At 38.3% G+C, this 12,995-nt stretch carries 14 protein-coding genes; 7 read left to right on the top strand and 7 right to left on the bottom strand.

Translation table 11 applies throughout. The features are described 5' to 3' along the window. Nucleotides 1-81 precede the first annotated feature (81 nt). From AC1M85_RS04005 to pnuC, 3 genes are all read right to left on the bottom strand, one after another. Complete coding sequence (locus tag AC1M85_RS04005) at nt 82-1,215, bottom strand: GGDEF domain-containing protein (RefSeq protein WP_488213594.1); 1,134 nt, start codon at nt 1,213-1,215, stop codon at nt 82-84. 358 nt (nt 1,216-1,573) lie between these two features. Then, nucleotides 1,574-1,840 carry a hypothetical protein gene (locus AC1M85_RS04000; RefSeq protein ID WP_481591919.1) on the bottom strand — a complete coding sequence of 89 codons (267 nt, stop codon included), beginning with the start codon at nt 1,838-1,840 and terminating at the stop codon, nt 1,574-1,576. Between the two features lie 101 nt (nt 1,841-1,941). After that, a complete protein-coding gene (pnuC, locus tag AC1M85_RS03995) occupies nt 1,942-2,523 on the bottom strand; it encodes a nicotinamide riboside transporter PnuC (protein ID WP_488213593.1) in 582 nt (193 codons plus the stop codon). Nucleotides 2,524-2,696: 173 nt separating this feature from the next. Here pnuC and AC1M85_RS03990 point away from each other — a divergent pair, with 173 nt between their 5' ends. Together AC1M85_RS03990 and AC1M85_RS03985 are read left to right on the top strand one after the other, a co-directional pair. Beyond that, entirely contained in the window at nt 2,697-3,488 is a 792-nt protein-coding gene (locus tag AC1M85_RS03990; protein ID WP_488213592.1) for a crotonase/enoyl-CoA hydratase family protein, read from the top strand. Between the two features lie 22 nt (nt 3,489-3,510). Next, entirely contained in the window at nt 3,511-4,407 is an 897-nt protein-coding gene (locus AC1M85_RS03985; RefSeq protein WP_481591916.1) for an alpha/beta hydrolase family protein, read from the top strand. Nucleotides 4,408-4,415: 8 nt separating this feature from the next. Here the strand turns inward: AC1M85_RS03985 and AC1M85_RS03980 are convergent, their stop codons facing one another. Further along, nucleotides 4,416-4,865: a hypothetical protein gene (locus tag AC1M85_RS03980; RefSeq protein WP_488213591.1), complete on the bottom strand. Its 450-nt coding sequence runs from the start codon at nt 4,863-4,865 to the stop codon at nt 4,416-4,418. A 353-nt stretch (nt 4,866-5,218) separates the two neighbouring features. On the opposite strand from AC1M85_RS03980, the gene AC1M85_RS03975 reads away from it, so the two are divergent. From AC1M85_RS03975 to AC1M85_RS03965, 3 genes are all read left to right on the top strand, one after another. After that, complete coding sequence (locus tag AC1M85_RS03975; RefSeq protein WP_035269110.1) at nt 5,219-5,419, top strand: hypothetical protein; 201 nt, start codon at nt 5,219-5,221, stop codon at nt 5,417-5,419. 268 nt (nt 5,420-5,687) lie between these two features. Continuing rightward, nucleotides 5,688-6,752 carry an aromatic ring-hydroxylating dioxygenase subunit alpha gene (locus AC1M85_RS03970; RefSeq protein WP_035269112.1) on the top strand — a complete coding sequence of 355 codons (1,065 nt, stop codon included), beginning with the start codon at nt 5,688-5,690 and terminating at the stop codon, nt 6,750-6,752. 51 nt (nt 6,753-6,803) lie between these two features. Beyond that, nucleotides 6,804-7,745 (top strand): PDR/VanB family oxidoreductase, encoded by a 942-nt coding sequence (locus AC1M85_RS03965; RefSeq protein WP_481612901.1) that lies wholly within the window; start codon nt 6,804-6,806, stop codon nt 7,743-7,745. Between the two features lie 50 nt (nt 7,746-7,795). Here the strand turns inward: AC1M85_RS03965 and AC1M85_RS03960 are convergent, their stop codons facing one another. The 3 genes from AC1M85_RS03960 to mhpT all read right to left on the bottom strand — a co-directional run bounded on the left by AC1M85_RS03960 (nt 7,796) and on the right by mhpT (nt 10,367). Next, nucleotides 7,796-8,485, bottom strand: a complete 690-nt coding sequence (locus AC1M85_RS03960; RefSeq protein WP_180028003.1) for a GntR family transcriptional regulator — start codon at nt 8,483-8,485, stop codon at nt 7,796-7,798. 126 nt (nt 8,486-8,611) lie between these two features. After that, on the bottom strand, nt 8,612-9,070 hold the full coding sequence (locus AC1M85_RS03955) for a MarR family winged helix-turn-helix transcriptional regulator (RefSeq protein WP_092766907.1): 459 nt from the start codon (nt 9,068-9,070) through the stop codon (nt 8,612-8,614). A 64-nt stretch (nt 9,071-9,134) separates the two neighbouring features. Further along, entirely contained in the window at nt 9,135-10,367 is a 1,233-nt protein-coding gene (mhpT, locus tag AC1M85_RS03950) for a 3-(3-hydroxy-phenyl)propionate transporter MhpT (RefSeq protein WP_481953836.1), read from the bottom strand. 271 nt (nt 10,368-10,638) lie between these two features. On the opposite strand from mhpT, the gene AC1M85_RS03945 reads away from it, so the two are divergent. Both AC1M85_RS03945 and AC1M85_RS03940 read left to right on the top strand, forming a co-directional pair. Further along, complete coding sequence (locus AC1M85_RS03945) at nt 10,639-11,472, top strand: p-hydroxycinnamoyl CoA hydratase/lyase (protein ID WP_035270071.1); 834 nt, start codon at nt 10,639-10,641, stop codon at nt 11,470-11,472. 49 nt (nt 11,473-11,521) lie between these two features. After that, nucleotides 11,522-12,973 carry an aldehyde dehydrogenase gene (locus AC1M85_RS03940; protein ID WP_488213590.1) on the top strand — a complete coding sequence of 484 codons (1,452 nt, stop codon included), beginning with the start codon at nt 11,522-11,524 and terminating at the stop codon, nt 12,971-12,973. Nucleotides 12,974-12,995 lie beyond the last annotated feature (22 nt).

The raw sequence follows: 12,995 nt of genomic DNA, 5'->3' as shown, positions 1-12,995 counted from the left end.
ATAGTCAACCAATCTTAAAGCATTTCAAGATGAAGTAAAACTGATTTAAATGACGAATTTGTGACCTGATAATTTTACGGCTCAAGTTTCACTTTTTTGTATGACATCAGCATCCTGAAGTTCGTAGTAGTGTCTAACCTGATTACGACCACGTTTTTTTGCCAGATATAATGCTTGATCTGCATGACGAATCACCGCTTCTTTATTTAAATTAAATTCAGAAATGGCTATACCGAAGCTTGCTGTCACTCTGATCGTCGTACGTTCATCGATATAAAAGAGCTCATTTTCAATTTCTTTGCGACACCGCTCTGCGACCTCCATCGCAGCTCTGAGGTTTTTATTCTGCAACAGCATCACAAACTCTTCACCACCAAATCGCCCGACAATATCTGTATCACGTATATTTTGACGTAGTACATTGGCAACACGCTTTAAGACGTTGTCTCCGATATCATGACCATAGTTATCATTAATACTCTTAAAATGATCAAGATCTAACAGAATGAGAGCAAATTTTCGTTCTTGTAATTGAATTTCATTGAGTTCTAAACCTATTTTTCGACGGTTATAAATCCCCGTAAGCGGGTCCATTTGACTCATTAAATTAATTTGTTTTTCACGATTTCTCCATTGCGTCAACAAAATCTCAAACAATACAAAAGTCGCAAAAAAAATAGGCACGTAAAAATAAAGTTGTGAATAAACCCAGAATTCATTAAATACCATGACTGAATAATTGAGCTGATCACTAAAGACTGGTGCGTAGGTCATGTACCCCAAAGCACTGCTGACAATTGCAATGAGCATATATATAGTGACAGGTAAAAAAAGCAGATACACAATTTTGCGTTCAAACAAAACCAGACCAACTGTTAAAATACTGATAAATCCCGCAACGGTAGCAGGACTACTGACACCAACAGAATAGCCCCCATAAATGAAACTCACGGAAAATACTAAAATAATAAAATAGGGTAAATATTGTCTCACCCACTCTTTATGACGCCATATGACACAAGGAATAATCAGCAAAAACTGTAATGCACAGCACAGTAACATTCGTGACAGGTGAAAATGATAATAGTCAGGATTGAGCCAATGATGTAATGCAGGATGATGGAATGAAAATAAATACCATGCGATCCAGGTGATATGTGCAAGTCCGCCCAATACCATGACCAGAATACATTTATTTAAGTTACTCCAATTCATCAAGACACTTTGATTCATAAATGAATGAAGTGTATAGGGGCGAAAAATCCGATTGAATAGTCTTAACATAATGAACTAACTCAATAGAAACAGCTCATCAAAATAAACTTTATTTTCATTTAACTCTGTAATCATTAAATCTATTTCACCCCTACAAAATATAGTGAATAAAATCACATATTTTTTATTATAATTGCACTTATTATCACAATCTAACCTTAAGATTAGGATTTATCAAGGTTTTTTTACCATTTATTCTATTTTTTTTTTAAAGCTTTTTTTGCTTAAATCCAGCTAGCGATACGCTCAAGCATTTTAATTTGACTCAGCTAAAAATTGCTAAGTACACTCCTAACTCTTAGAGATCGAGTTCTCGATAAATAACTTTAATTTCTTGTGCAATGTGAATACTGACTCGATGATGCAAATATTGAATCAAAATATCAAACTGCTCTGCACCATCGTCTAATCCAGTACAAAAATATTCAGTATGAGGAGGAAGCGTTTTTAACCACTGACTTTGATAAAAATCGGCAACGGATTCAAAATTAAGATAACGATGAGGATGCTGTTGTAATGATTTTACAAATTGCAGAAATCGAGCTTCCCAAAAGTGGATAATCATAGATCTAAAGTCTACTGGTTAAATTCAATTTCATTGTTACGTCGATCTGCTTTATTTTGCAGATCGAATCATTCAAATCAATGTCCAAGGATGTAAATTTTTCAGAGTGAGTAGACGGTTTGCTGTTGAACTTGATATTTTTTCTTCCACTGAAGATAACCTAATAAGGCTAAAACAATAAATGCGCCATAAAGACCAGCCGTCAAGTATAGATCTTTATACATAAACATCATGACATAGATGATATCCACCGCGATCCAAGCAGGCCAAATTTCCAAATATCGTTTAGACGTCCAATATGTAATGAGCAAACTCAAACTCGCCAATTGAGCATCTAAATAAGGAATGGAAGCATCCGTAAAATAATCCAAACCTAAACCAAAAATAAATCCTGCCAACATTGTAAAAAACACATGTTTGATAATTCTCAACCCTTGAATACGATTGATGCCAAGTTGCTCTTGCTGTTTAAACTGAGCTTTCCATATCCACCAACCATACACTCCTAAACCGATAAACACGCATTGCAATATCGTTTCACCATAGAGTTGATAGTCATAAAATAACTTTGCATATAAGCCATAAGCCACGAGATTCACAGGCCAACACCAAATATTACGGCGAATCGTGAGGGTTACACCCAATACACTCATCAATACTGAAATAATTTCTAAAAGGCTCATACACTACGTAAAATGATCGTGGTTTATTTGATACGCCTATCCTAACGCATATTGAATGGCACCATACATGATTCTTAACGAACACGACTTAGCGCTGTTCAATTTGAACTGCACAGTTTTGACCTAACCATTAAACTCCTCTAAAAATAGAATATCCTCAATGGAAAATAATAATGATGAATACAACTCAAACGACCAGAATAACCATTGAAATTCGCAATCATCTGATGTTGATTGGTTTAAACCGTGCTGCGAAGCGCAATGCATTCGACAGTCATATGATTGATGAACTTTCACAAGCACTTACCACCTATGAAGACCAGTCCGATTTACGCTGTGCTGTGATTTATGCACATGGAGAGCACTTTACGGCAGGATTAGATCTGGTTGAGCTTCAGCCGCGTATGTCAGATGGTATATTTTCGGAAGATATGAACTTGATTAACCCATGGGGCACGACTGGTCGTAAACGAAAAAAACCAGTCGTTGTCGCTGTGAAGGGGTATTGTTTTACTGCTGGAATAGAATTGATGTTGAATGCCGATATCTGTATTGCCCATCAAAATACCCAATTTACTCAACTTGAAGTGCAACGTGGCATCCTCCCCTTTGGCGGAGCAACTTCACGCTTCGTTAAAACTGCAGGTTGGTCTAATGCAATGCGCTACTTATTGACGGGGGATTTTTTTGATGCTGCAACTGCATATCGACTTCATTTAATTACCGAAGTAACAGAACAAGATCCGCTTGACCGTGCCATTGAACTCGCCGAATCCATCGCTTCAGCTGCTCCACTCGCTGTTCAGGCCACATTGACGGCTGCTCATGAAGCAATTTCACATGATGAACAGTACGCTTTTAATCAATTAAAGACTCATCTTCTTCCACTAATACAATCTGAAGATGCAGTCGAAGGTATGCGAGCAATGAGCGAAAAACGTCAACCTCGCTTTAAAGGTCAATAGTTCAATATCGGGAAATATAGACATGCAAGCTATTCCAAATGTGAACCAGATGCCGAGCATCAATAAAACTCAAGTTCAGTTTCCTGCCTTAGATAACTATATGCTCACCGGCACTCGCTACCTATCATCTGGTGTGAAGACTGTTGCACGTATTATTGTGGCTTCAGCGACAGCGGTTCCCCAACCTTTTTATCGCAGATTTGCAGAGTATGCTGCAGAACGTGGTTTTGAAGTGCTAACCTTTGATTATCGTGGTGTGGGGGCATCATCTCCAGCACAACTCAAAGGTTTTAAAATGAGTTATTTGGATTGGGGGAAACTTGATCTCGCTGGTGCCATTGAATACTTTTCTAGCGATACTTTCCCCTTATTTGTGACTGCACACTCTTATGGTGGTCAAGCCTTGGGACTTACCCCTAATCATCATCAAGTCAGTGCCATGTGTTGCTACGGTACAGGTGCAGGTTGGGCAGGATATATGCCGTTCAAAGAAAGATTCAAAGTATCCGTGATGTGGAGTATTGTGTTTCCACCCATTGTCGCAGTCACAGGTTATTTACCTTGGAGTAAATTCAATATGGGCTCTGATCTGCCTTTAGGGGTATATCAACAGTGGCGTCGTTGGTGCAAAAATCCGTTATATTTTTTCGCTGACCCCGAGCAACAAGATTTAAAAGCACAATATGCAAGTGTTAAAACCAAAATTTATGCTGTTTCAGCATTAGATGATGATTGGGCTCTCCCAAATTCGAGGCAAGCCTTTATGCAACATTATCATTCTGCTGATATGCGCTACATTGATATCACAGCCAAACAGTATCAAATGCCTGCAATTGGACACATGGGATATTTCAAAAAAGGCGCAGAAAAAATTTGGGATGACATGCTCCAAAATTATCTCAATTTAGTTAATGATTAAATTCTAAATTACTGAATAAAGTCAAATTGATGCTCTACCCCTTGTGCGTCAGTATGTCGATACATGATGCCATATTGACTCACATAGTATTCAAGGGATTGATTACGATATTCCCATAAAATCGACCACTCACCTAAATCAAATTGATTGATCTGACATAAAGTTCGTGATGGCATCTTGTTCAAAAACTCATATTGAATTTGCTGAGCAAACTTGATATCACGATGATTTACACGTTTCTCAAACAGTAATTTTGCAACCTCATCAAACATACGAATATCTTCGACAGAATCCGTATCATACACCAAGCGCGCCGGCTGGCTGAGATCAGTAGGCTTGAGGAGTTTTGTTAAATCAAAGTGCCTCTGCGTATTCCCCATAATCAATTTAGGTTGTAATAATAGTCGCCATACGGCATAGCAACTGACCAAAGCAAAACACACCACGATTAGCATCATATTTTTTACTCATTCCGATGATTATTCATTGAATCGTTCATTACAGAAATGATTATTTCTTTATTTTTATTGTTAATTTTCTTGGTGTTATTAAGTTTTAACTTTTAAAATATTAACTTAAAAACCAGTAGAGGGATGGCACGAAACGTAACAACTCATTTCAAAATCCACATGTTATGTAAACCGTGTAAATCTAGGTAATTTTATTCAATTAATATGACTTAAAAGTACGTTGAAAGATTCTCATTAAAATAGGGTTTAAAATCTTAGTGTTCTAAATCATTACGACATGTTTTGTCGTTTAACTTGATACCCATCTACACTATTCTTTTCTCAAATTTTATAATTTAACCATGAACTATTCCCGTAAACGCAAACCCATTACCAGTGCATGGCCAGTTGAGCATGATTGCTTCCTCATTGAAAACAGTCATCTTCAACTCGAAGCATTGCAACAGACGCTTCCTTATTCTGCTCAAGAAATTCAAGATCGCCAAGAAATCTTGGGGCTCACGAGACGTCGTCGTCAAATGAAAAAATTAGGTCAATTTTAATTTTCTAATGAAGCTAAAAATAAAATCCCAATAATCCATCAAGTTTAAGTATTTTTTGTTTAATAAATTAACCCCTCGTGCCCTCTCTGACAATGAATCAATTTCGCCATATTCTTGGATGGTGATTTGCCATCATTTTTGCTCAAAAATAATTATTATTTAAATGCTCTCTCAAAAATGGATCCAAAATATTTATTTTTAAAGATTATTATTGACTTTTTATCTAAAAAATAGAATTATTGGATCCAATTGATAAGGAGATCAACTCATGTTTGTAAAAAATGCTTGGTATGTGGCGGCACGACCTGAAGAAGTACAAGATAAGCCTCTAGGAAGACAAATTTGCGGTGAAAAAATGGTTTTTTATCGTGGAAAAGAAAACCAAATACATGCCGTTGAAGATTTTTGCCCACATCGCGGTGCACCTTTGTCATTAGGCTTTGTTGAAGATGGTCAACTGGTCTGTGGTTATCATGGGTTAGTGATGGGATGTGACGGCAAAACGGTTTCAATGCCTGGGCAACGTGTACGTGGCTTTCCTTGCAATAAAAGCTATCGCGCAATTGAAAAATTTGGCTTTATTTGGGTATGGCCAGGAGACCAATCGCTTGCAAGTGAAGATCAACTCCCAACTTTAGAGTGGGCTGAAAATCCAGAATGGGCCTATGGTGGTGGACTATTCCACATCAACTGTGATTACCGTTTGATGATTGATAACTTAATGGATCTCACCCATGAAACATATGTTCATGCAAACAGCATTGGTCAAAAAGAAATTGATGAAGCTGCACCAACCACTCGTGTTGATGGTGACCATGTTGTGACTGAACGCCATATGGAAAACATTTATGCACCTCCATTTTGGCAAATGGCTCTAAAAGGTAATAATCTCGCTGCAGATGTTCTAGTAGACCGTTGGCAAATTTGTCACTTTCATGCACCTAGTAATGTTCATATTGAAGTTGGTGTTGCCCACGCAGGACATGGTGGTTACAACGCACCGGAAAATAAAAAAGTGTCTTCAATCGTTGTAGATTTTATTACCCCCGAAACGGAAACGTCTCACTGGTATTTCTGGGGAATGGCTCGACACTTCCAACCTGACAACATCGAATTAACTAACCAAATTCGTGAGGGACAGGGCAAAATTTTCTCGGAAGATTTAGATATGCTTGAACAACAGCAACAGAATTTATTGAGACATCCTGATCGTAAATTGCTGATGCTGAATATTGATGCAGGCGGTGTTCAATCTCGAAAAGTAATTGACCGCTTGATCAGCTTAGAGCAAACGAATGATGAGCAGAAAATTACAACTTTGAATGTTGTTTAAAGTAAACCCACATTTTATCAGTTTTTCATTTTACCAAGGAGCGATACTCACATGGATGTGACTATTCAGAAGATTTATCGTCATAATGAACACATTTTATCTTTCGAACTGGTAAACACCCATGGTGAATTATTACCAGTTTTTCAAGCCGGTGCACATATTGATGTGCACTTAGGTAATCAATTAATTAGACAGTATTCTTTGGCAAATTGTAGTTCAGAGCAGCACCGTTACGTCATTGGTGTCCTGAATGATCCTTTATCACGTGGTGGTTCTAAATTTATTCATGAACAACTTAGTGAGGGTCAGCAGCTCAAGATTAGTGAACCACGAAATTTGTTTGCCTTGGTTCCTGAGACAGAATATGCATATTTGTGTGCAGGTGGAATCGGTATCACTCCTATCTTAGCAATGGCTAAAGAGCTTAAACGCAATAATCAGTCCTTCCAATTACTGTATTTTGTGAAAACGAGAGCTTCTATTGCATTCCAACAAGATTTAGAGGGTCTAGGAGATTCCGTCCACATCCATATTGATGATGAACCTGAAACACATATTCTTTTGAATACAGTCTTTGCCTCTCCTCATATCGATCATCATATTTATGTATGTGGCCCAGATGGTTTTATGAACTATGTGATCCATACCGCAGATACGCTCTCTTGGCCTAGTCATCAAGTACATAAAGAGCATTTCAGCGCACAAGCTATTGATACCAGTCAAGATGGCAGTTTTGAAATTGAGATTTTAAAAACAGGGCAACGTATTCATGTCGCAGCTGATCAATCTGCAGCACAAGCTTTAGAACATGCTGGAATCTGTATCCCTTTATCTTGTGAACAAGGTATTTGTGGCACTTGCTTAGTAAATGTTGTTGAAGGTGAAATTGATCACAGAGATATGTATTTAACTGAAGAGGAACAAGCTGCAAATGATCAATTCACACCTTGTTGCTCAAGAGCCAAATCTCAACGAATTATCATTGATGTTTAATTTGGATCGATAGATTTTCAAGTGTAGCCCTTCATTAATTGAAGGGTTTTTTATATAGACCCATCTGTATGAAATATTGAACGCATAGTCTCCCCTAAAGTAACCACATGACTATGCTCACGCATTAAACTTTCAGCGCGTGCTGAGTCTTGTTGCTTTAATGCATTGAATATTGAGCAGTGTTGGATATGCGCATATTGCAAACGACGAATTTCAGACAGCGCATTATTTTTATCATAAGTCAGTGCTTGTGCAGATGCCATAGGTAACTGATTGTTTTTACTGAGTGCTTGCACAATTGCGATATTATCCGAGCCTTGAATAATAGTATTGTGAAAAATAGTGTTGTAATGATGGTAGGTTTCTAAATCATCACTTGTTAATTCTGGTTTATTGAATATGGAATCAATTTGGGTAATACAATTCAAAAGTGTTTGATGTTGATCTATCGTCATGCCTTTTTCAGCAAGCGTTTTTGCAGCAAGACCTTCTAAAACGCCACGTACATGCAAAGCATCATGAACTAATTTGGATGAAATTTCTCGAACAGTATAGCCTCGAGTTGGATTTTTAACGAGTAAGCCTTCTTGCTCTAAAAGCCGAAAAGCCATTCGAATGGGTTGACGTGATACACCTAGCATTTCAGCAGTCGGAATTTCAGCCAAACGAGAACCTCCTGCAATCTCCCCAGAAATAATCATTTTGCGAAGTTCAATTAACACTTGCTGCCCTGAAGACATATAACTACTCAATTTTTTTGATCATGATTGATCCTAACGAGTCAGATTTGGAATATCAATCTCTGTTGACTTAAAGGACTCTTTTAGGCCGTAAATTCACTATTCTATTTTTAATAACTGAGGTGATTATGAGTTCGTATCATCAATATTTATTTTTTGAAGATTGGTTGCCATTAACTCTAGATTGTTTCGAATTAAATAAGCTAAATGGATATCTACCCCATCTAACATTTTTTGTTCTATCTCATTAACAATGTTTCGACATTGTTCGAGTTTTTCAAATCCTTTAGGCGTTACATTAATTAAAATTCTTCGTCCATGTGAGGGATCTGAAGCTCTACTGATCCAATCCTGGTTTTGTAAATCTTGTAGAATTTTATTGGTAGATTGCGGTTTAATAAATGAACGTTCTGCAAGTTTTGCATTAGATAGATTGCCTTTCGCAGCGATAACTGACAATGCTGTAAACTGAGATAAGGTGATATCTAAGTCTTTTAAACGTTCAGTTAAAAGTTTACTCACAATACGATCAACCCTTGCAATTATATAGCTCAGTGTCGGAATCGAATGATTAACTTCTGACATTTTATATTCCTTAATAGATGAACAAAAGTATGACTACTGTCGTAATCATACTTTTAACATATGTTTAACGTGTAGTTATATTTAGAACAGCATCAGACTGCTCTGCTCGTGGCTTGCGTACAAGCATTAATGCCGCAACAGCTGCAAATAAAATCAGTGGAATACTTGCACCAATGACCATTGCTGAACTAGAACCTAACGACAGTAGCATGCCAGCAAATAGGGGCCCTGCAAAAGATCCTATACGCCCTACTGCGACTGCAGCGCCTACACCCGTGCCACGCATTTCTGTTGGATAGAACATCGCTGCCAATCCATAGAGCGCTGATTGGCCACCTACAATAAATAGACCACAACCCACAGCAGACAATACAAGTAAAGCAACAGTTGGAGACATTGCAAGACAGCACAGTGATAACAAGATGCCAATATATATAAATTTAATTACAGTACTCATGCGAATCTTATCAAGTAAAGTTCCCATGAGAATCGACCCGAAGATACCACCGATGTTGTAACCAATTTGAACATAGTTCGCCTCTGTTTTTCCTAAACCTTGTGCACCCATCAATAGTGGCAACCAGTTGAGTAAAAAATATAAAACAACTAACGTAAAGAAAAAACTGATCCAAATTTGAATCGTGGAAAAACGCCGTTCTTTTGCAAACAACACTTCAAAGAATGGGGTAGAAGTTTTATTCTTCGTCGCTGTTAAATAGTCTTTAGACTCCGGCAAATACTTCATTAGCAAAGGGATTAAAAGAATTGGAGCGAAGCCACCAATGTAGAAGATATGTCTCCATTGCGCATCACCAGCTAAACCCATTGCCACGAATGATGTCAACATTCCACCAAATGGAATACCGCTATACATAATACTGACTGCAATGCCTTTATGTTTCTCTGATACTGCCTCAGATGCCATGGTGATCATCATTGGTAAAGCGCCACCCATCCCTAAGCCAGTTAAGAAACGAATGATTAAAAGCAGTGTATAATCAGAAGCATATGCCGTTAGAACTGACATCACTCCAAAAATTAAAATACTGGTCAATAGAACTGCCTTACGCCCAATTTTATCAGCGAAACGACCTCCTAATAATGCACCAGGTAAAGTACCCAAGATTGCCGCGCTAAATGCCCATGCCATTTGAGTATTATCTAAGCCAAACTCTGCTCGCATCCGTGGTGCTGCTACGCCCATTGATTGAAGATCGAAACCTTCAAATACAGCGATAGCGAAACACAGTACGAGTGTAAGCGTAGCTTTAGTCTTACTACTTACACTTTGTTCCATTTTTTATTGTCCCTTTTAGAGCTTTTAAAATACTTTTAAAAAAATACACATCCTATGTATTGCCTCCGTCCAGGCAACCCAAAAAATATCACCCAAACTTATAAAATAATCAATATTTTTTTTTAAATAAAATTCATTTAAAATATTATTTTATTAAATATCAATATATTATAAAAATTCTATAAAAAATTCAAAAAAACACTTGTATGTAAGTTTAACTGATATTATCTTAATTCCAACAGGACATAAAACAAACACTAAGGAGCTTATCATGTCTTATCAAAATCGCTGGTCCACTGTTGATGTAAAAGTTGAAGCTGGCATTGCTTGGGTCACTTTAAATCGCCCAGAAAAGAAAAATGCGATGAGTCCAACCTTAAATAAAGAAATGATTGATGTACTTGAAACGCTTGAACTCGATCCAGAAGCAGGTGTTTTGGTACTCACTGGTGCTGGGGATTCTTGGACAGCAGGTATGGACTTGAAAGAGTACTTCCGTGAGGTTGACAGCCAGCCAGAAATTTTCCAAGAGCGAATTCGTCGTGATGCATCACGTTGGCAATGGCATTTACTTCGTTTTTATTCAAAACCAACGATTGCAATGGTAAACGGCTGGTGCTTCGGTGGTGGATTCTCACCACTAGTCGCATGTGATCTAGCCATTGCAGCAGATGAAGCTACATTTGGCTTGTCTGAAGTGAATTGGGGAATTCCTCCAGGTAACTTAGTGAGCAAAGCTATGGCTGATACAGTTGGTCATCGTGCTTCTATGTACTACATCATGACAGGCAAAACCTTCTCTGGTGTTGAGGCTGCAAATATGGGCTTAGTGAACAAGAGTGTTCCACTTGCTCAATTACGTGCAGAAGTAACTGAATTGGCAAATAATTTGCTTGAAAAGAATCCAGTTGTACTGCGTACAGCGAAGAATGGTTTTAAACGCTGTCGTGAGCTGACTTGGGAGCAAAACGAAGATTACTTATACGCCAAACTGGATCAATGCAACTACCGTGATGATGAAGGTGGTCGTGCACAAGGTATGAAGCAATTCTTGGATGACAAAACAATCAAACCAGGTCTTCAAACTTATAAACGTCCTGCTTAAGCAGAATCTACTTTTTTCGTCATGATGGACATGTAAGGAAACATTCACCATGCAAAACGTACAGTTACTTATTCACGGCCAATCTGTTGCAGCAAGTTCAGGACAAACTTTTGAAAGAATCAGTCCAATTAATGGCTCAATCGCATCAACGAGTGCAGCAGCGACTTTAAGCGATGTTGATCGTGCAATTGAGTCAGCGCATGAAGCATTCAAAACTTGGTCTGCTCTATCACCAACAGACCGACGTTTAAAATTGCTTAAAGCTGCAGATTTGATGGATCAAAAAACTGAACAGTTTATTCAAACTGCAATACATGAAATAGGTTCAACTGCGACGTGGTATGGCTTTAATGTTCATCTTGCTGCCAATATGCTGAGAGAAGCGGCAGCCATGACTACACAAATTGATGGAAATATTATTCCATCAGATGTTCCTGGCAATATCGCTATGGGTGTTCGCGTTCCATGTGGTGTCATCGTTGGTATGGCGCCGTGGAATGCTCCTGTTATCTTAGCCACTCGTGCCTTAGCGATGCCTCTGGCTTGTGGGAATACAGTCGTACTTAAAGCATCTGAAGCTTGCCCTGCAACGCATCGATTAATTGGGGAAGTACTTCATGAAGCAGGTATTGGCGATGGTGTTGTCAATGTCATTACTCATGCTCCGCAAGATGCTCCACAGATTGTAGAGCGTTTAATCAGTCATCCATTGACTAAAAGAATTAATTTTACAGGTTCAACGCATGTAGGACGAATAATTGCAGAAACTGCAGCGAAATACCTCAAACCAGTGTTGCTGGAACTTGGTGGCAAAGCACCGGTCATTGTATTGGAGCAAGCGGACCTGGACGAAGCCGTTAATGCCATCAGTTTCGGCGCTTTTTTCAATCAGGGACAGATCTGTATGTCGACAGAGCGTGTTCTTGTGGATGAAAAAATCGCAGACCAATTCATCGAAAAATTGATCAATAAAGTTCAGAATATCAGAGCAGGAAATCCACTTGAGAGTGAAGAACCCCTGGGCGTTCTAGAAAGTTTAAAAGCTGCAACAAGAATCAAAAATTTAATTGAAGATGCACGTGAAAAAGGTGCATATTTACCACTAGGTTTAAGCATTGATGGTGCTATGATGCAACCTACTATCGTAGTTGACGTCACTAAAGATATGCAGATTTATGCCGAAGAGTCTTTTGGTCCTGTGTGCACCGTTCAACGTTTTAAAACTGTTGATGAAGCAATCGATTTAGCAAATGACTCAGAATTTGGATTATCTGCAGCAGTTTTTAGTCAAGATTTATCCCTAGCTCTAGATGTTGCTAAACGTATCGAATCAGGTATTTGTCATATTAATGGTGCAACCGTTCATGATGAAGCGCAAATGCCTTTTGGTGGCGTGAAACAAAGTGGTTATGGACGATTTGGGAGTAAAGTCTCAGTTGCAGAGTTCACTGAGCTGCGTTGGATCACCATGCAAACCAAAACTCGTCACTACCCTATTTAACGAATATTTCAAAGAGTTGACA

The sequence above is a fragment of the Acinetobacter sp. 24-47-64 genome, assembly GCF_057737055.1.
Note: the sequence above shows the minus strand (reverse complement) of the source record. Positions and strands in the feature narration are given on the sequence as shown.

Excerpts from the sequence above, each read along its gene's own strand:
- AC1M85_RS04005 (WP_488213594.1), bottom strand. The coding sequence starts at position 1,215 with ATGAATTGGAGTAACTTAAATAAATGTATTCTGGTCATGGTATTGGGC.
- AC1M85_RS04000 (WP_481591919.1), bottom strand. The coding sequence starts at position 1,840 with ATGATTATCCACTTTTGGGAAGCTCGATTTCTGCAATTTGTAAAATCA.
- pnuC (WP_488213593.1), bottom strand. The coding sequence starts at position 2,523 with ATGAGCCTTTTAGAAATTATTTCAGTATTGATGAGTGTATTGGGTGTA.
- AC1M85_RS03990 (WP_488213592.1), top strand. The coding sequence starts at position 2,697 with ATGATGAATACAACTCAAACGACCAGAATAACCATTGAAATTCGCAAT.
- AC1M85_RS03985 (WP_481591916.1), top strand. The coding sequence starts at position 3,511 with ATGCAAGCTATTCCAAATGTGAACCAGATGCCGAGCATCAATAAAACT.
- AC1M85_RS03980 (WP_488213591.1), bottom strand. The coding sequence starts at position 4,865 with ATGATGCTAATCGTGGTGTGTTTTGCTTTGGTCAGTTGCTATGCCGTA.
- AC1M85_RS03975 (WP_035269110.1), top strand. The coding sequence starts at position 5,219 with ATGAACTATTCCCGTAAACGCAAACCCATTACCAGTGCATGGCCAGTT.
- AC1M85_RS03970 (WP_035269112.1), top strand. The coding sequence starts at position 5,688 with ATGTTTGTAAAAAATGCTTGGTATGTGGCGGCACGACCTGAAGAAGTA.
- AC1M85_RS03965 (WP_481612901.1), top strand. The coding sequence starts at position 6,804 with ATGGATGTGACTATTCAGAAGATTTATCGTCATAATGAACACATTTTA.
- AC1M85_RS03960 (WP_180028003.1), bottom strand. The coding sequence starts at position 8,485 with ATGTCTTCAGGGCAGCAAGTGTTAATTGAACTTCGCAAAATGATTATT.
- AC1M85_RS03955 (WP_092766907.1), bottom strand. The coding sequence starts at position 9,070 with ATGTCAGAAGTTAATCATTCGATTCCGACACTGAGCTATATAATTGCA.
- mhpT (WP_481953836.1), bottom strand. The coding sequence starts at position 10,367 with ATGGAACAAAGTGTAAGTAGTAAGACTAAAGCTACGCTTACACTCGTA.
- AC1M85_RS03945 (WP_035270071.1), top strand. The coding sequence starts at position 10,639 with ATGTCTTATCAAAATCGCTGGTCCACTGTTGATGTAAAAGTTGAAGCT.
- AC1M85_RS03940 (WP_488213590.1), top strand. The coding sequence starts at position 11,522 with ATGCAAAACGTACAGTTACTTATTCACGGCCAATCTGTTGCAGCAAGT.